This window comes from Nocardiopsis alba (genome assembly GCF_000710955.1).
Taxonomy (GTDB): Bacteria; Actinomycetota; Actinomycetes; order Streptosporangiales; family Streptosporangiaceae; genus Nocardiopsis; species Nocardiopsis alba.
In genome coordinates, this window is record NZ_BAZE01000015.1 from 1 (window position 1) to 16631 (window position 16631).

General features: G+C 71.9%; 16 protein-coding genes. 6 read left to right on the forward strand and 10 right to left on the reverse strand.

From position 1 onward, the window contains the following. Positions 1-132 precede the first annotated feature (132 nt). Both TR33_RS22950 and TR33_RS22955 read right to left on the reverse strand, forming a co-directional pair. The gene (locus TR33_RS22950; protein WP_017535253.1) at positions 133-927 is read right to left on the reverse strand and encodes a class I SAM-dependent methyltransferase; all 795 of its coding nucleotides are present in this window, start codon (positions 925-927) and stop codon (positions 133-135) included. A gap of 84 nt (positions 928-1011) precedes the next feature. After that, entirely contained in the window at positions 1012-1851 is an 840-nt protein-coding gene (locus tag TR33_RS22955) for an alpha/beta fold hydrolase (protein ID WP_026125128.1), read from the reverse strand. Between the two features lie 83 nt (positions 1852-1934). Here TR33_RS22955 and TR33_RS22960 point away from each other — a divergent pair, with 83 nt between their 5' ends. Further along, the gene (locus TR33_RS22960; RefSeq protein WP_042285458.1) at positions 1935-2546 is read left to right on the forward strand and encodes a CGNR zinc finger domain-containing protein; all 612 of its coding nucleotides are present in this window, start codon (positions 1935-1937) and stop codon (positions 2544-2546) included. Positions 2547-2560: 14 nt separating this feature from the next. On the opposite strand, the gene TR33_RS22965 is transcribed toward TR33_RS22960, so the two are convergent. From TR33_RS22965 to TR33_RS22975, 3 genes are all read right to left on the reverse strand, one after another. Continuing rightward, on the reverse strand, positions 2561-3040 hold the full coding sequence (locus tag TR33_RS22965; protein WP_042285460.1) for a hypothetical protein: 480 nt from the start codon (positions 3038-3040) through the stop codon (positions 2561-2563). A gap of 69 nt (positions 3041-3109) precedes the next feature. Further along, entirely contained in the window at positions 3110-3865 is a 756-nt protein-coding gene (locus tag TR33_RS22970; protein ID WP_017535257.1) for an IclR family transcriptional regulator, read from the reverse strand. Positions 3866-3894: 29 nt separating this feature from the next. After that, positions 3895-4821 (reverse strand): sugar kinase, encoded by a 927-nt coding sequence (locus TR33_RS22975; protein WP_387606419.1) that lies wholly within the window; start codon positions 4819-4821, stop codon positions 3895-3897. A 195-nt stretch (positions 4822-5016) separates the two neighbouring features. Here TR33_RS22975 and TR33_RS22980 point away from each other — a divergent pair, with 195 nt between their 5' ends. The 3 genes from TR33_RS22980 to TR33_RS22990 all read left to right on the forward strand — a co-directional run bounded on the left by TR33_RS22980 (position 5017) and on the right by TR33_RS22990 (position 8373). After that, on the forward strand, positions 5017-6267 hold the full coding sequence (locus TR33_RS22980) for an amidohydrolase family protein (RefSeq protein WP_042285601.1): 1251 nt from the start codon (positions 5017-5019) through the stop codon (positions 6265-6267). A 115-nt stretch (positions 6268-6382) separates the two neighbouring features. Further along, positions 6383-6760: a RidA family protein gene (locus TR33_RS22985; RefSeq protein ID WP_042285463.1), complete on the forward strand. Its 378-nt coding sequence runs from the start codon at positions 6383-6385 to the stop codon at positions 6758-6760. 116 nt (positions 6761-6876) lie between these two features. Then, a complete protein-coding gene (locus TR33_RS22990) occupies positions 6877-8373 on the forward strand; it encodes a sodium:solute symporter family protein (RefSeq protein WP_042285466.1) in 1497 nt (498 codons plus the stop codon). A gap of 46 nt (positions 8374-8419) precedes the next feature. Here the strand turns inward: TR33_RS22990 and TR33_RS22995 are convergent, their stop codons facing one another. Beyond that, the gene (locus TR33_RS22995; protein ID WP_394297007.1) at positions 8420-9892 is read right to left on the reverse strand and encodes an APC family permease; all 1473 of its coding nucleotides are present in this window, start codon (positions 9890-9892) and stop codon (positions 8420-8422) included. A 163-nt stretch (positions 9893-10055) separates the two neighbouring features. On the opposite strand from TR33_RS22995, the gene TR33_RS23000 reads away from it, so the two are divergent. Continuing rightward, entirely contained in the window at positions 10056-10808 is a 753-nt protein-coding gene (locus tag TR33_RS23000; protein ID WP_017535263.1) for a class I SAM-dependent methyltransferase, read from the forward strand. Positions 10809-10886: 78 nt separating this feature from the next. Here the strand turns inward: TR33_RS23000 and TR33_RS23005 are convergent, their stop codons facing one another. The 4 genes from TR33_RS23005 to TR33_RS23020 form a co-directional block, all read right to left on the reverse strand. Further along, a complete protein-coding gene (locus tag TR33_RS23005) occupies positions 10887-11537 on the reverse strand; it encodes a class II aldolase/adducin family protein (RefSeq protein WP_017535264.1) in 651 nt (216 codons plus the stop codon). After that, entirely contained in the window at positions 11534-12772 is a 1239-nt protein-coding gene (gene otnK / locus TR33_RS23010; RefSeq protein WP_042285472.1) for a 3-oxo-tetronate kinase, read from the reverse strand. The genes TR33_RS23005 and otnK overlap by 4 nt, the downstream gene beginning before the upstream one ends. 94 nt (positions 12773-12866) lie before the next feature. Continuing rightward, positions 12867-14243: a GntP family permease gene (locus TR33_RS23015; protein WP_017535266.1), complete on the reverse strand. Its 1377-nt coding sequence runs from the start codon at positions 14241-14243 to the stop codon at positions 12867-12869. Position 14244: 1 nt separating this feature from the next. Continuing rightward, a complete protein-coding gene (locus tag TR33_RS23020) occupies positions 14245-15630 on the reverse strand; it encodes an NAD-binding homoserine dehydrogenase (protein WP_017535267.1) in 1386 nt (461 codons plus the stop codon). A 166-nt stretch (positions 15631-15796) separates the two neighbouring features. Here TR33_RS23020 and TR33_RS23025 point away from each other — a divergent pair, with 166 nt between their 5' ends. After that, positions 15797-16600, forward strand: a complete 804-nt coding sequence (locus tag TR33_RS23025; protein ID WP_017535268.1) for a DeoR/GlpR family DNA-binding transcription regulator — start codon at positions 15797-15799, stop codon at positions 16598-16600. The last annotated feature ends 31 nt before the right edge of the window (positions 16601-16631 follow it).

A 16631-nucleotide genomic window follows, 5' to 3' on the forward strand; every position in this document is an offset into this window, starting at 1 on the left:
GGTCGGGCGTTCATCCGCTTCGGGGTGAGCGCGCTCACCCCGAAGCGGATGCCTGTACGAACAGGGTTTCTCCGGCATTGGGTTCCACAGGACACTCATCGGACTCCGAAAGTCCGCTCCCTTCTCGTCGACTCACCCGTCCAGGGTGCGGCGTCCCCGGATACAGACGAAGGGGAAGAAGCCGACGCGCGTTCGGGGGTCGGACATGAGGGCGTGGATCCGGTCGAGTTCGGCCTCGGTCCAACCGATCGCGGTCAGCGCCGGGGTGAACTGCCGGGCGTAGTTGGAGATCAGCCGGCAGGTGGCCGAACCGCCCCGGGCGGTGTGCCGGTACTCGGCGGTCTCCACCCCCTCCAGTCCCGCGTGGATCATGGCGCGGTCGGCCTCGTACCCCCAGGCGTAGTCCTGTCCGGCGGGACGTGCGATGCGTTCGATCGTGGTCTCCAGAAGCCGGTGGTACAACGCGGCCTCCGACTCCGTCGGCGCCTCGAAGGGCACGGTGGGCGGTCGGGTGAACTCTCCGAGCACCAGCAGGCCGCCGGGGGCGAGTTCCCGGACCAGGGACTCCAGGATCTCGTGGCGGCGTTCGAGGTGCATCAGCAACAGGCGCGCGTGGATCAGGTCGAAGGGGCCGTCGACGGGCGGCCCCTCTTCGACGTCGTGCCGGTGGACCCGGACCTCGGGCACGTCGTCCAGATGCGTGGTGTCCAGATCGACGGCGTCCACCCGCCCGGTCGGGCCGACCCGCTCGGCCAGCCAAGCGGCGATCGAGCCGTTGCCCGCGCCCAACTCCAGACAGCGCTGCCCCTCGCGGGCGGCCACCTCCCCGATGAAGTCCCGGCTCGCCCCGTCGAGCAGCAGCGACAGGTGGTCGAGTTGGAACCGCCCCAGGTCGGTGCCGGAATCGAACGTGTAGTCGGTGTTCATGACGTTCCCCCCGTGGGGGGAGTATGCCCCGAGGGCGGCGGCCGTATCGGGGGTGCGGCCGCCGCCCTCTCGGGGGTCCTCCGTCTAGAGGAAGCGGAGCAGGCGGTCGACCAGCTCGGCGGGGCGCTCCTCGGGGAGGAAGTGGCCACAGTCCTCCAAGGCCTCTCCGGTGACGTCGTCGGCGTATTCGCGCCAGATGTCGGCGACCGGGAGCGCGGCGGGCAGGCCCGCATCCCCCCACAGGACCAGGAGCGGCATGGTCAGCCGTCGGCCGGCCTCCTGGTCGGCCTCGTCGGCGTTCAGGTCCTCGGGGTGGGTGGCGCGGTAGTCGTCGAAGCCGGCGCGCAGCGCCCCGGGGCGGGAGAAGGCGTCGACGTAGTGGTCGATGGCCTCCTCCACGGCGGAGCGATTGACGGTCCACCGTTCGAAGAAGTACCGCAGGTAGGTGTCGTGACGGCCTCCGACCAGCTGCTCGGGCAGGTCGGGCTGCATGTGGAACAGCCAGTGCCAGTAGTTGCGGGCCACGGTCATGGAGGTGCGTCGGAAGGTCGCCAGGGTGGGGGCGATGTCCAGCAGGGCCATCCGTTCGACCTCGTCGGGGTGGTCGAGGGCGTAGCGGTGGGCCACGCGCGCGCCCCGGTCGTGGCCCACCAACCGGATGGGCCCGTCGTCGAACCGTCGGGCCAGGGCCCGGACGTCGGCGGCCATGGTGCGCTTGTCGTATCCGCCGACGGGCTTGTCGGTGAGCCCGTATCCGCGCAGGTCGGGGGCGATGACGGTGTAGTGCTCGGCCAGGGCCGGCATGACGTGGCGCCAGCAGTGGGAGGTCTGGGGCCAGCCGTGGAGCAGGACGAGGAGGGGGCCGCTTCCGGCGCGCAGGTAGTGCATTCGCAGGTCGCCGACGAGGGCGGTCTCGCTGTGCATCATAGATCCTAACCATCTAAGGGGGTTAGAGAGTAAGGCTAGGATGGCGTCCTGTTCAAGTCGGGTCGAGCCGAGGAGGAGCCATGGCCACGTCCGCCCACGACTGGATCTGGGACGGCGGCCGGCCCTGCCTGGACCTGGTCAACACCCTGCGCGACCGCTGGAACGAACCTCGCGAGCTGCTCGTGACCCCGGCCGACCTCGCGGAATGGGCCGAGCGGAGCGGCCTCGCCGCGGCGGCGGGCGAACGGGTCCCCGAACCGGAACCGGCGTTGCTGGAGGAGGCGCGTGGACTGCGCGAGGCCGTCGACCGGCTGCTGATCGTCGCCCGGGAGGGGACCTCACCCGAGGCCGCCGACATCGCGACCGTCAATCGGTGGGCGGTCCGGGCCCACGAGGCCCGCCCCCTCCTGAAGGACGACGGGGGCGTGCTGCGCTCGGCCGATCCGGCCCCGGGGGTCGAACGGGCCCTGGCCGGCGCGGCCGCCGACACGATCGCCCTGGTCGCGGCGGGGGAGACGGGCGCGGTGCGGGTCTGCTCGCACGAACGGTGCGGGCTGCGTTTCCACGACCGTTCGCCCGGACGCAACCGCCGTTGGTGTTCGATGACGCGCTGCGGGAATCGGGCCAAGGCCGCCCGCCACTATGGGGGCACGCGACGGAGCGGGGCGAAGGGAGGGGAACGCCCGTCCTGACCTCCCGCCCGGGGTCAGCGGGAGCGCAGGATCGGGATCGAGAGGGCGATCGCGACGGCGAGCAGGATCAGGGAGGCCGGGCCGAACACCATCGAGGCCAGCCCGAAGCCGATGTTGGCGCCGATCACCGGGGCGGTCCCGATCATCCACCACAGTCCGGCCATCGCCGCGATCGGCGTCAGCGACAGGATGACCGAGCCCCACCGGCGGTCCAGACGTTCGACCACCATCGCCCGGACGAGCAGCGCCGCCATGGCCAGGGTGATCACCAGGGCGGAGGCGCCGATCAGCGTCTCGGCCCACGCGGGCAGGACGAGGGGGTCGATCGCGTGGTCGGCCTCGTCGAGGGAGAAGCCTCCGGCGGCCGCCTCCTCATGGGGCGGAGTGCGTGTCACCCACCAGGTGGAGACGGCGGTGCCGGCCAGGAGCAGGGCGGTCATCAGGGTCGAGAGCGGCCGGGGGAGGGAGGCGGGGCGGGTCTGTGCGGGGTTCATGTCCCCATGCTCTCCGGACGGGGCCGCGGGCACGTGAGTACGAGTACTCAAGTTCGCCCCGCGTTCCCCTCAGCGCGTTCGGGGAGGTCGCCACCCCAGTTCCTCACCGATGGCGTCCGCCGCCGCGACCAGGTCGTCGGTGAGTCCGAGGAGCCCGTCGCGGTCCAGGACGACGCTGGGCGCGGACACCGAGATCGCCGCGTTCACCCTGCCCGCCGCGTCACGGACCGGGGCGGCGACGCAGTGGATGAACTCCTCGTGTTCGAAGTCGTCCAGGGCCCAGCCTCGGCGCAGGATCCGGTCCAGGTCGGCGTCGAGCGAGGCGCGGTCGGTGAGGGTTCCGGCGGTGCACCTGGCGAACGGCTCCGGGCCCAACAGGGCGTCGCGCTCCGCGGGCGGGAGGTGGGCCAGGATCACCTTGCCGATACCGGTCGCGTGCAGGGGCGCCAGGGCGCCGATGTGGGAGTACATGCGCACCGCGTGACGCGACTCCACCTTGTCCAGGTACACGATCCGATCGCCCTCCAGCGCCCCCAGATGGACGGTCTGGCCGGTGGCCTCGCCCAGGTCCCGGAGGTGACGGGCGGCCGAGCCCCGGATGTCCAGGCCGGTCAGCGCGGCGGCGGCGAGGGTGGCCATACGCGCTCCGAGCTGGAAGCGGCCGTCCTCGGTACGCCGCACGAAACGCTGTTCCTCGAGGGTGCGCAGCAGTCGGAGCGAGGTGGTGCGGTGCACGTCGAGACGTCGGCCGAGCTCACTGATGGTGCTGGGGCCGTCGGCCAGCTCCACGAGGATGCGCATCGCGCGTTCGACGCTGTTGGACACCTGTGCACCTTCTCCTTCGCCCCGGTCGTTCAGTGGTGGCGGCCCGAGGGCCCCGTGTCAGTGTCGCAGGAGGTCGGGGGTGGTGGGGGAGCGGGGGCGTCCCCCTCCAGTCCAAGGACCAGCCCGGCCAGGGCGGTCCCCTCCGCCAGACACTCCATCGGAGGCGCCTCGTCCAGCAGCCGGTGGAGGAATCCGGCGGCGAAGGCGTCGCCCGCGCCGACCGGTTCGACGACCTCGACCTCCGGGGCCGGATGGAAGAAGGAATCGCCCGCACGCAGGGCGGTCGCCCCGGTGGCGCCCTGTTTGACCACGAGCCACTCGGGTTCGGGGATGAGCGCGCGGAGCCCGTCGATGGTCTCGACCCCCCACAGGGCCTGGGCCTCGTCCAGCCCGCAGAAGACGACGTCGGCCCGGCGTGCCAGATCCAGCAGCCGTCGACGTCGGCCCGGCGTGTCGTGCAGCGCCGGCCGGTGGTTGACGTCGAAGCTGCGCAGTGTGGTGGGGGAGGTGTCGGTCAGCAGCTCCTCGACCAGCCCATCCGCGGTCTCCGACAGGGCCGCGGTGATGCCGGTGGTGTGGACCAGGCGCGGCGCGGCCTTTCGGACCGCGACGGCGTCGTCCCGGCCCAGGGCCGAGGCGGCCGACCCGCGCCTCCAGTAGCGCATCCGGGTGCCCTCGGGACCGGGGTGCTTCATGTACAGGCCGGTCGGGCGGGCCGGGTCGATCCGGGATCGGCAGACCACGCCGGAGGCGGTGAGCCGCTCGCGGATGCGGTCGCCGAAGGGGTCGTCGCCCAGGGGGCCGTGCCACTCCACTCGACGTCCGGCCCGGGCCAGGTGCACGGCGACGTTGCCCTCGGCGCCGCCGACCTCGGCGCGGAAACGCGGGGCGTGGCCGGGGGGCGCCTCCTCCGGGACCAGGAGCGCCATGCACTCTCCCACGCACACCGCGTCGATTCGCGGTCGTGCCGTCCCGGGGGCGTGCGTGGATCGGGGGTCCCTCTGAGCGGGGGGATGCGGCTCGTCCACCGAGGTCCTTTCGTAGCGCTCGACACCGAACTCATTGACCCGTGTCACGTCGGGATGCTATTCAATCTGTTGGCAATGGAGCAACAGTGTTGCGCAGGGCGCAACGCCATGGGGGTGATGGGTGTGTGGGACCTTCTGCTCCACGGCGGACGGGTCATCGACCCGGGCACGGGAAGGGACGGGATCGCCGACATCGGCGTCCGAGGCGGCAGGATCGTCGACGTCGCGGTCGACCTGCCCCGCTCCGAGGCCGTGCACGCGGTGGACGTCACGGGCCTGGTGGTCCTGCCCGGCCTCGTCGACCTGCACACCCACCTGGGCGACGGCGCGGGCTACTGGGGGCTCGACCCCGCCCCGATCGCCTGGCGCACCGGGGTGACGACCTGGATCGACGCCGGCTCGGCGGGCGCCTACACCCTCGCCGGGCTGCGCCGGTCGATCGTCGACCCCTCCCCGCTGCGCGTGCACGCCCTGATCAACGTGGCCGGCACCGGCCTGGTCGGTCGGACCGGCGAACACCACGTGCTGGAGAACCTCGACGTCGACACCACCGTGGCGGTCGCCGCCGCCGAACCGGACCTGGTCCGCGGGGTCAAGGCCCGGATCGACCGGCACACCGTCGGCCCCCACGGGATCGAACCCCTGCGCCGCGCCCGCAGCGTGGCCGACCGGCTCGGCCGCCCCCTCATGGTCCACATCGGCTACGGGCCGCCCGGTCTGGCCGAGATCGCCCCGCTCCTGAAGGAGGGGGACGTCCTCACCCACTGCGCCACCGGCGTGGCCGCCGGACTGGTCTCCGAGGGGCGACCCACCGACACGCTCCTGCGCCTGCGCGACACGGGCGTCGTCTTCGACCTGGGCCACGGCTCGGGCGCCTTCGACTTCGAGGTGTTCGAGGCCGAACTGGCCGCCGGGATCGACCCCGTCGTCTCCACCGACCTGCACGTCCGGTCGATCCACGGGCCCGCCTTCGACCTGCCCACCGTCATGGCCAAGGCCATGGCCGCGGGGATGGACCTGAACCGGGCGGTGGCCGCCGCGACCGTCCGCCCCGCCCGCGCGCTGGGCCTGGACGCGGGAACCCTGGCGGTCGGCGCCGCCGCCGACATCGCCGTCTTCGAGATCGACCACGACGGCTTCGACGCCGTGGACGTCCACGGCGGCGTCCGCAGGGCGCCGGTACGACTGACCAACACCGCCACCTACGTCGGTGGTCGCCTCCTGCCCCCGGCCTCGGCCGCGCCACCGCCCCTCTGGGTGCCGCTCAGCCCGGCCCAACAGGAGGCGGAGAACGAACGCCGCGAACGGGTGCGGGCCTCCGTGCGCCGCCTCGACCGGCCCGAGGACTTCGACGAACCCTTCCCCCGCCCCTGACCGGAGGACCTCGACGAGACCCTCCACCGACCCCCCGCACGAACGCCCCGGGCCCCGGGGCGCAGCCGCACCCGTCCGCCGACCGGTGGACCGATCCGATGTTCGAGGAGAACACATGAGCAAGAAGAAGACCCTGGTCACCCCCTACGCCTCCCCGCCCGGAGGCCCCTACTCCCACGCCGCCATCGCCGGGGACTTCGTGTACCTGGCCGGGGCCACCCCGCACCGCACCGACGGCTCCCTGGTGGAGGGCACCTTCGAGGAGCAGGCCCGCGCCACCTTCGCCAACCTCGTCGCCATCGCCGAGGCCGCGGGTTCGAGCCTGCGGGACGCCGTCCAGGCCCGGGTCTACCTGCGCGACCTGGACGACTTCCAGGCGATGAACACGCTCTTCGCCGAGTACTTCGGTGACGAGCCGCCCGTGCGCACCACCATCCAGGCCGACCTGCCCGGGTTCCTCATCGAGATCGACGCGGTGCTCTACACCGCCTGAGGAACGGCCCCCGCCGGTCCTTCCGTCCGGGGTCGCCCTTCGACCGGGCGACCCCGCTCCCTCACCCCGCCCCGGAGCCCCCGCGGCTCCGTACCCCCTCGAGACGGAGCAGTGTCATGGTCGAAGCGCGGATGATCTATCTCCCCGCCCTGATCGCCGCGGTCCTCCTCATGATCGGCGTCGGCTGGTGGGTGGCCCGAAGGACCCGAGACGGGGAGGACTTCCTCCTCGCCGGGCGCCGCCTCGGGGTCCCCCTGATCATGGGCAGCACCCTGGCGACCCTGGTCGGCACCGGATCCAGCCTCGGCGCGGTCGGCTTCGCCTACCAGAACGGCTGGGCCGGAGCCCTGTACGGGATCGGCGGCGCGGCCGGGATCCTCCTGCTCATGTGGCTCTTCGCCGACGTGCGCGAGTACGGGTTCATGACCTTCGCCGAGGAGATGAGCTTCTACTACGGCGCGAACCGCGTGGTGAAGGGCGTGGTGGCGGTCCTGCTGTTCCTGGCCTCCGTCGGATGGCTGGGCGCGCACATCATGGGCGGTGCCATGTATCTGTCCTTTCTGACCGGGATGGACGCCGCGACGGCCAAGGTCGTCGTGGCGCTGGGCTTCGGGATCTACACCGTCGTCGGCGGCTACCTGGCCGTGGTCGTCACCGACGCGATCCAGGGCACGCTGCTGTTCGTCGGCTTCACGCTCCTCGCGGTGCTGGCCCTGGTCCACGTCGGAGGGTTCGCCGGTCTGGCCGAGGGCAACGGTGAGGAGGCCCTGTCCATGCTGGGCGTCGAGGAGCTGGGGTTCCTGCCCGCCCTGTCGTTGGCCGTGGTCATCGGGGTGGGCGTCCTGGCCACCCCCTCCTACCGGCAGCGGATCTACTCGGCCGCCGACGTGCGGACGGTGCGTCGCGGCTTCCTGATCGCCGGAACGCTGTTCGCGGTCTTCTCCCTGCTGCCCGCCATCGCGGGGATGTCCGCCCACGCCCTGGAACCGGGCCTGGACAACCCCGATCTGGCCTTCCCCTACCTGGCGACGACGCTCTTCCCTCTCTGGCTGGGCGCCTTCCTCCTGGTGGCCGGGTTGTCGGCCACGATGTCCTCGGGGGACTCCGACGCCATCGTCGGTGTCACGATCCTGCTGCGCGACGTCGTGCAGCTCGTCACCGGACGGCTGCCCCGGCCCGACCGTCTCGTCTTCCACTCCCGGGTGGCCCTGGCCTCGGTCCTCGCCCTGGCGCTGGTCTTCGCCCTGCTGGCCACGACGATCATCGACTACATCACCCTGCTCATCTCCACGGTGCTCACCGGCCTGTTGGTGGCCTCCCTCCTCGGCCGGTTCTGGCCCCGGGCCACCTGGCAGGGCGGGGTCTCGGCGATGGCGGCCGGTTCGGTGGCGGCGCTGGTCGTGAACAACGTGGACTCCTACGCCGCCTTCTGGGGCAACGCGGTGCTCCCGTCCCTGGCCGCGGCCCTGGTCGCGGGCGTGGTGGTCAGCCTGCTCACGCCGAGGAACCGGGTCTCCGACGCGGAGGCGCTGCGGGTCCTGGCCGAGGAGCGGGCCGAGCTGGACGTGGGCACCGAGATCAAGGGCGAACGTCCCCGTACGACCGAGGACTGAGGGAACGGAGGCGGCCGTTCCGGGCGGGCCCCGGAACGGCCCGCCGTCACGGCCGGCCGCTCCGTCGGCGGGTCCGTTCGGCGACCCGCGCGCTCAGTTCCTCCTCGGCCTCGGGTCCGGGGCGCACGCCGCCGGGGATCCGGACGAGGAAGACCAGCCCCAGCGCCCACCAGGCGACGAACATCAGCCACGGCTCCGGGGACAGCGACGCCGGCATGCCGGGCAGGTAGAGGGCGAGCATGGCCGTGGTGGTCACCACGGCCGCGACCCCCACCAGGACGCCGACCCAGGGACGTCGGCCGCCCACGCGCATGGGGCGTTCCATCCCCGGCTCGCGTCGGCGCAGCAGCAGGAACACCACCGAGACCATCAGATAGGTGATGACGATGCTCGGCCCGCCGGAGTCGACCGCCCAGTCGAGCATCGCTAGCCCGAAGAACGGCGCCCCCATCGACAGGGCGCCCACGAACAGCAGCGCGTTGACCGGGGTGCCGTTGCGCCGGTGCATCACCCCGAACCAGCGGGGGATCATGCCCGAACGGGCCATCGCCCACAGCAGCCGGGACACCCCGATCAGGAAGGCGTTCCAGGTGGTGACGATCCCCGCGAGACCGCCCGCGACCACGAACATCCCCCAGAAGGGGTGGCCGAGCATGTGCGTCATCGCGTCGGCGGTGGCCAGGTCCATCGAACCCAGGGAGGCGGTGGGCGCGGCCAGCGAGGTGGTCACCACGATCACGATGTAGAACACCGCGGCCATCACCACGGACAGGACCACCAGGGAGCCGATCCGTCGGGGCGAGACCCGGGCCTCCTCGGCCGACTGCGGGATCACGTCGAAGCCCACGAAGAGGAAGGGCACCACGACCAGGACGGCGATGATCCCGGAACCGCCGCCGGTGAAGAGCGGTTCGACGTTCTCGGGTCGGCCGCCGAAGAAGGAGGAGGCGAGCAGCACCACGGCGACGACCACCAGGAACAGCACCGCCGAGGTCTGGAGGAGACCGGCCTGCCGGATCCCTCGGATGTTCAGCCAGGTCAGCAGGGCGGCCGTGGCCGATCCGACCAGGGCCCAGGTCAGGTGCACGTCGGCGCCCGCGATGGTCCACAACTCGATCCGGGGCAGATCGGGGAAGAGGTAGGTCAGTGATCGGGGGACGGCGACCGACTGGAAGAGGATCACGGTGACGTAGCCGCCGACGATGCCCCACGAGCCGAGCAGCGCGGCTCTGGGGCCCATCCCTCGAAGGAGGTAGTGGTGTTCGCCGCCGGCCTTGGGCATGGCGGAGACCAGTTCGGAGTAGACCAGGCCGACCAGCGCCATGACGACGCCGCCGACGAGGAAGGCCGTGACGGCTCCGAGGGTGCCCGCGCTCTGGATCCAGCCTCCGGTGAGCACGATCCAGCCGAAGCCGATCATCGAGCCGAACCCGAGGAAGAAGACGTCGATCCGGCCCAGGGTCCTGATGAAGCCGTGTCGTTCCTCGGGTGGGGAGGTGTCGGAGGGGTGCGTGGTCATGGGGGTCCTCACTGTGGGAGACGTTCCTCCAGGAGGGTGACGTGGAACACAGTGCGAACGCAATGCCGGCACGGTCGAAGATCCCGACGAAGGGGCCCACGCGCGGCGCGGGGCCCGGAAAAACCCTTGGCGTGGCCCGTTCCCGCCGGGTTAGCGTTCCCGCATGGAACAGAGCGAGAACGCGCTGACGTGGGATGCCGAGACCGCCGCCGAGTACGACACCCCGGGTGAGGGGATGTTCGCGCCGGAGAGACTCGGCCCGACCGTGGAACGTCTGGCCGAGCTCGCCGAGGGCGGGGCCGCGCTCGAATTCGCCGTCGGCACCGGCCGCGTGGCGATCCCGCTCGCCGAACGCGGGGTCCCGGTCACGGGGATCGAGCTGTCCGAGGCGATGATCGTCCGCCTCCGTGAGAAGGCCGACGAGACCGCCCTGCCGGTGACGGTCGGGGACATGGCCACCACCCGCGTCCCGGGCGACTTCACCCTCGTCTACCTGGTCTACAACACGATCGGCAATCTTCTCGAACAGGACGAGCAGGTGGAGTGCTTCCGCAACGCCGCGCGTCACCTTCGACCCGGTGGCCGGTTCGTCGTCGAACTGGGCGTGCCCGACCTGCGCAGGCTGCCCCCGGAACAGAAGGGCGTCCTGTTCACGGCCGAGGACGGCTACATCGGTCTGGACACCTACGACGTGGCCCGCCAGCATCTGGTCTCGCACCACTTCCGCTTCGGGGAGGGACGCGAGGCGCGGCTGCTCCGGTGCGCGCAGCGTTACGTCTGGCCGGCCGAACTCGACCTGATGGCCCGCCTGGCCGGTTTCGTCCTGGAGTCCCGGCACGCCGATTGGGAGGGGGCCGCCTTCACCTCCGAGTCCCGTTCGCACGTGTCGGTCTATCGGCTGCCCGAGACCGGCTGAGGATCACGACGAGGGGCCCGCGCCACCCGGCGCGGGCCCCTCGTCGCGTGTCCGCCCGTCCTCCCCCTCGGGACGGGGTCAGCACTCCCAGACGGTGCCGTAACGTTCGGTCAGCTCACGCACGTCCTCGGGCGTCAGCACGGAGAACTCCCGTCCCTGGAGGGAGACCACGATCCGGGAGGCCTCCTCCAACTCGATCGCCCCGTCCAGGGCCGCGGCCGGGTCGGCCGCCGCCACCAGGGAACCGTGGTTGGCCAGCAGCGCCGCGCGGAAGTCGCCGGGCAGCTCGTCCAGGTTCTCGGCCAGGCGCGCGCTGCCCGGGGCCGCGTAGGGCACCAGGGGCGCCTGCCCGACCCGCATCACCAGGTAGGGGGTGATCGGCGGCAGGGCGGAGGTCTTCGACCAGGCGGGCAGACAGGAGGCCGCGACGGTGTGCGGGGAGTGCAGGTGCACGACCGCCCCGGCCCGCTGCACCCGGCGGTACATCGCCAGGTGCAGCGGGAACTCCTTGGACGGGGCCGGGCCATCGACGTGGCGGCCGGAGTCGTCCAGGACGGACAGCTCTCCCGGGTCCAGTTCGCTCAGCGGGACCCCCGTGGGGCTCATCAACGTCAGGTCGCCCGAACGGACCGAGACGTTGCCCGACGCGCCCGGGCTCAGCCCCAGGTCGACGGCGCGACGCCCAGCCGCGCACAGTCTCTCGGCGTCCTCCAGTGTCGTAGGGTTCACTCCCCTTCCTCCCAAGCGCGGACGAAGAGGTCCTCGCCGCCGAAGTTGCCGGACTTGAGCATCAGGTGCAGGTCGGCGCCGTCCTTACGGCCGAGCATCCACGCCACACCCGGGTCGACCTCGGGGCCCAGGGCCAGCGGGCCCACGCCCAGACGTCGCACGACGGCGCCGCTGGTCTCGCCGCCCGCGACCAGGAGGGCGCGCACCCCGGCGGCCACGAGTCGCGCGGCGATCTCCGAGAGGGCGTCCTCGATCAAGGGCGCGTCGGCCGTGTCGCCGACGTGCTCGGGGGCCGAGGTCGCGTACACCACGAACGGACCCTCGCCCGAGCCGAGCGCGCGTTCCACGGCGGTGGAGACCACCCCGTCGAAGTCCGCGCGCAGGTCGGCGGGGACCAGGTGGATCCCGTCGCCGTCGGCGAGCGCGTGGCGGACCTGGCCCTGGGTGGCGCGGGAGGCGCTGCCGGCCAGGACCACCCGGGGACCCTCGGGGAGGGTGATCCGGGAGGGGCCGAAGTCGCGGGGGCCGCGTAGCCCCTGGGCCAGGGCGCTGCCGCCGGTCAGCAGACGCAGGTGGTCGGTGGCCTCGGCGAGGGTGTCCAGGTCGGCGTCGTCCAGGGCGTCGACGACCACGAAACGGGCGCCCGAGGCGGCCGCCGCGTCGATGGCGGAGCGTACGGCGTCGGCCCCTCGGACCACGACCTGCCAGGGCACCAGGGCGATGTCGTCCGCGCCCCCGGACACCTGGGGCGCGAGCAGACGCGGCAGGCTGGAGTCGGTCATCGGGGTGAGCGGGTGGTGGCGCATCGACGACTCGTCGAGGGGGTCGTCGCCCACGAACAGGTGGCCCCGGTAGACGGTGCGGCCGTTGGCGGGGAAGGCGGGGGCGATCACGGTGACGGGCTCGCCGAGGGCCTCCAGCACCGCCTCGCAGACGGGGCCGATGTTGCCGTCCGGGGTGGAGTCGAAGGTCGAGCAGTACTTGACGTAGAACCGTTCGCAGCCGGCCGTCCGCAACGTCTCCAGCGCGTTCAGGGAGTCGGCGACCGCCTCCCGTACGGGCGCGGTGCGCGATTTCAGGGCCACGACCACGGCGTCGGCGCCGTCGGTGTCGACGGCGCCGACGTTCGGGTCGTCGCCCAGGACGACGGTGGTCCGGTATCCGGCCGACGTGAGGGCGATCGCGATGTCGGTCGCTCCGGTGAGGTCGTCGGCGATCACTCCGAGGGTCGCCATGGGGTCCTCCGTAGGTTGGTCGTTTCTTCCGGTCGTGCGGGCCGTCCCCGCGCCGCGTCGGACGCGGGGACGGCCCTCTCCCGCTGGGAGGGGATCAGACGAGCCCGGCGGCGTGCATGGCGTAGAGCACCACGAACCCGGTCACACCCGACAGCACCGAGGCGACCCCGATGGAGCGGATGCCCTGGCCCACCGTCATGTTGGACAGGGTGGTGGTCACCCAGAAGCCCGAGGAGTTCGCGTGCTTCATGATCTGCGCGCCGGTGGCGCAGGCCAGGTAGACCGCGAGCGGGGACAGGTCGAGCGAGGGCAGCAGCGGCTGCATGATCGCGGCCGAGGTCATGACCCCGAGGATGTTGGAGCCGGTGATCGTGCACACCGCGGCGGCGATGAGGAAGGGGATGAGGATCGGGGACAGTCCGATCCCCTCGATGCCCCCGGCCACGCTCTCGGCCACACCGGTCTCCCGGATGATGGTGGCCAGTGCCCCGCCGACACCGGTCAGGGCCAGGGGCATGGCGGCGATGCGCAGCCCCGACTCGAACAGGTCGTTGAGGGTCTCCTTGTCGCGCCAGCGGCCGCGGAACAGCGGCAGCGCGAGGAGGCAGGCCAGGAACAGGGCGACGGTCGGCTCGCCGACGAACAGCACGGTGCCGGTGATCCAGGAGCCCTCGGGCAGCGCCGGTCCCGCCAGGGAGGCGAAGACGATGAGGACGATGGGGGCGAGGATGGGCAGCAGGGCGCCGAACAGCCCGACCTTCGACCCCGGGGCCGTGTCGTCGGTGGCCCCCTCGCCGGAGCCGCCGGAGGACGGGCCGCCGGCCCCCACCAGGTGCTCGACGAACTCGGGCTTGGGCGGCACGTAGGTCTTGATGCGCGACAGGTAGAGGGTCGCGACCAGGACGCCGGGCACACCCACCATGAGGCCGTAGAGGATCGCCTCGCCCATGGAGACCTCCAGCAGGGAGGCGGAGGCGAGGGGGCCGGGGCCGGGCGGGATGACCGAGGTCATGACGTAGGCGCCGATGTACAGGATCGGGCCCAGGCGCATCATCGAGAAGCCCGTGCGGTAGGCCAGGGCGGACACGATGGGGATGAGCATGACCACCGCCGTGTCGGCGATGAGCGGGATGCCGAGCACGGTCGAGGCCAGGGCGATCGCCCAGGGCACCCGCTTCTCCGCGAACATCCGCAGCGCGGTCTCGGTGATCTTCATGGCCGCGCCGCTCAGTTCGAGCATCTTGCCGAGGACACAGCCGAAGATCACCAGCAGGCCGACCTTGGCCAGGGTGCTGCCGAAGCCCTCCATGACCAGTTCGACGGTGGCGGTGCCGCCCATGCCCAGGACCAGGCCGAGACCCATGACCACGATGAACAGCGTGGCCACGGGGTGGACCTTGAAGCGGGCGATGAGCAGGACGAGGACGACGACGGCGGTGACGAACGCCAGCAGTGTGTAGAGATCCGACATGTCAGTTGTTCCGATCGCTCGCCCGGAGTCGGGCGTGGTGCCAGACGTCCATCAGGGTCTCGTCGGGGTCGGCGAGGTCGCCCAGGCGCACCAGGGCGCCCTCGGGAACGTCGCGCCCCAGGGTGGTGTGGGCCGCCAGGTAGAGCGGGGCCACGTCGTCCGGCGCCTGCGCCGGGTCCAGGAGGACGGGGGCCACGCCGGTGACGTCGTGGTGGTGCCCGCCCATGTCCAGTCGGGTGCCTGCGGCCAGCGGGCCCCGGGCCCGTCCGGCGAGGATCGCGTGCGGCGCCGGTCGGCGCGTACCCGCGGCCCGATGGCGGTCGACCGCGTCCAGCAGGCTCAGGGGGGTCTCCACGCCCATGAGGTGGTAGGGCAGGTAGAGACAGGCGTAGCGGCCCGAACGCGAGGTCACGTGCCCCTTCTGGGCGAGCAGCTCCCAGGTCACGGGGTCGCCGGTGCGCACGATGACGAAGACGCCCCCGGCGAAGGAGGCCTCCTCCGGCAGACGCAGCACGCTGAAGACGTCCACGACCCCGGAGCGGTTCAGGATCCCGCCGTCCTCGGCGAGGGAGTAGACGTCGGCGAGCTCGGCGGTCCGGGCGACCGGATAGTGGAGCCCCTCCACGTCCGAGGTCAGCCCGGTGTGGTCGGCGACGACGCCCATCTCGCAGTAGTCGGCGGCGGCCGAACGGTCGAGTTCGGCCACGGCGCGGGCCCGGGCGGCGAGGGTGGCGGGCACGTCCGTTCCCAGGGACAGCAGATCGGCCAGTTCGGGGGCGTCGATCTCCCGGTCGAGTTGGCGGACCCGCCCGGTCTCGGGGTCGAACACCAGGTCGTACTCGCCGGACTTGCCGATCGCGACCACGTCGAGGCCGAGGGTGAGCGCGCGCTCGTACCACTCGATGAGGTTGGCGGGCTGGTCGCCCATTCCGGGGGTGTAGACGACGCCGTGTTCCCGGGCGAGGCCGGCCAGGGCGGTTCCGGCGACGGAGGCGACCTCCTTGGAGACCATGACGACGTGGCGGCCGGTCTCGATGGCGGTCCGCGCGGCCGCGGTCCCGGCGGCCGGGCTACCGGTGGCCTCGACGAGGACGTCGTAGCCCTCCTGAGCGAGCAGGCCGGCGTCATCGGTCACGGCGATCCGGCCGGGTTCCAGGGCGGCCAGCTCGTCCGGGGTGGAACAGACCCGCAGGTCCTCGGGGGCGTAGCCGAGTTCTTCGCACAGGGCGACGGTTCCGGCGGTGTCGAGGTCGCACAGGACGGTGGGGCGCAACCGTTCGATCCGCAGGGTCTGGGCGAGCAGCGTGCGCGCGAACCCGCCCCGCGCCCCGGTGAGCGCGTACCGGACGGGGGCGTGAGGCGAGGTGGTGGGATCGGTGCCTTGCATGGTTCTCCTTCTCTCACCTCGTGGGGGGACGCGTGGTGCGCCGGCCGTCGAGGCGATGAGCAGTGTTTTAACACTGCCGGAACATATGAGTCAAAAATTATCACAGCTAAGATCATCTGGTAACTCTCGGTACCATGTCTGTGGGAACCGACGACGAAGGAGGACGATGATTCCGGCGCAACGGCGTGACCTGCTCCTGAGGGAGCTGCGCGGCACGGGAGTGCTGAGCGTGAAGGAGCTCTGCGAGATCCTCGACGTCTCGCACATGACGGTGCGGCGCGACATCATGACCCTGGAGGAGGAGGGCCGGGTCCGCTCGGTCCCGGGCGGGGTCGAACTCGCCTCCCAGGTGCGCTCCGAACCCTCCTACCGGGACAAGTCCAGCGTGGACGTCGCGGAGAAACGGGCGATGGCCGGCGCGGCGGCCGCCCTGGTGGGCGAGGGCCAGACCCTCTACCTGGACGCGGGGACGACGCTCGGCCATCTGGTCCCCCTGCTGTGGAACGTCACCGGGCTCACCGTCATCACCAACGACCTCACCACCGCGGCCTCGCTCACCGACCACCCCGACCTGACCCTGTTCCTCATCGGGGGCCAGATCGACCGGGAGAACCGTTCCTCGGTCGGGGACATCGCGGCCGCCACGGTCACCGAGTTCAACATCGACATCGCCTTCGTCTCGACCAGCTCCTGGGACCTCAACCGGGGCTCGACCACGCCGTCGCGGTCGAAGGTGGCGGTCAAGCGCGCCGCCATGGCCGCGGCCTCCTCGTCGGTGCTCGTCGCCGGAGCCGACAAGTACGGGGCCTTCGGCACCTTCAAGGTCGCCCCGCTCTCCGGTTTCTCCTCGGTGATCACCGACGACCGCCTCGCGGACTCCTCGGCGCGGGCGATCCGCGAACACGGCGTCCACTTGGAGATCGCCGCCACCCCGAACGAGAACGGGGACGGAGAGACCACCCCGGCCTGAGCAAGGGGCCCGAGGGGGCCACGGAACCGGC

Bases quoted from the DNA above. Each gene is read 5' to 3' on its own strand.
- TR33_RS22960 (WP_042285458.1), top strand. From the start codon at position 1,935: ATGGCCACGTCCGCCCACGACTGGATCTGGGACGGCGGCCGGCCCTGC.
- TR33_RS23020 (WP_017535267.1), bottom strand. From the start codon at position 15,630: ATGCAAGGCACCGATCCCACCACCTCGCCTCACGCCCCCGTCCGGTAC.
- TR33_RS22990 (WP_042285466.1), top strand. From the start codon at position 6,877: ATGGTCGAAGCGCGGATGATCTATCTCCCCGCCCTGATCGCCGCGGTC.
- otnK (WP_042285472.1), bottom strand. From the start codon at position 12,772: ATGGCGACCCTCGGAGTGATCGCCGACGACCTCACCGGAGCGACCGAC.
- TR33_RS23015 (WP_017535266.1), bottom strand. From the start codon at position 14,243: ATGTCGGATCTCTACACACTGCTGGCGTTCGTCACCGCCGTCGTCGTC.
- TR33_RS22950 (WP_017535253.1), bottom strand. From the start codon at position 927: ATGAACACCGACTACACGTTCGATTCCGGCACCGACCTGGGGCGGTTC.
- TR33_RS22965 (WP_042285460.1), bottom strand. From the start codon at position 3,040: ATGAACCCCGCACAGACCCGCCCCGCCTCCCTCCCCCGGCCGCTCTCG.
- TR33_RS23000 (WP_017535263.1), top strand. From the start codon at position 10,056: ATGGAACAGAGCGAGAACGCGCTGACGTGGGATGCCGAGACCGCCGCC.
- TR33_RS23025 (WP_017535268.1), top strand. From the start codon at position 15,797: ATGATTCCGGCGCAACGGCGTGACCTGCTCCTGAGGGAGCTGCGCGGC.
- TR33_RS22995 (WP_394297007.1), bottom strand. From the start codon at position 9,892: ATGACCACGCACCCCTCCGACACCTCCCCACCCGAGGAACGACACGGC.
- TR33_RS22955 (WP_026125128.1), bottom strand. From the start codon at position 1,851: ATGCACAGCGAGACCGCCCTCGTCGGCGACCTGCGAATGCACTACCTG.
- TR33_RS22985 (WP_042285463.1), top strand. From the start codon at position 6,383: ATGAGCAAGAAGAAGACCCTGGTCACCCCCTACGCCTCCCCGCCCGGA.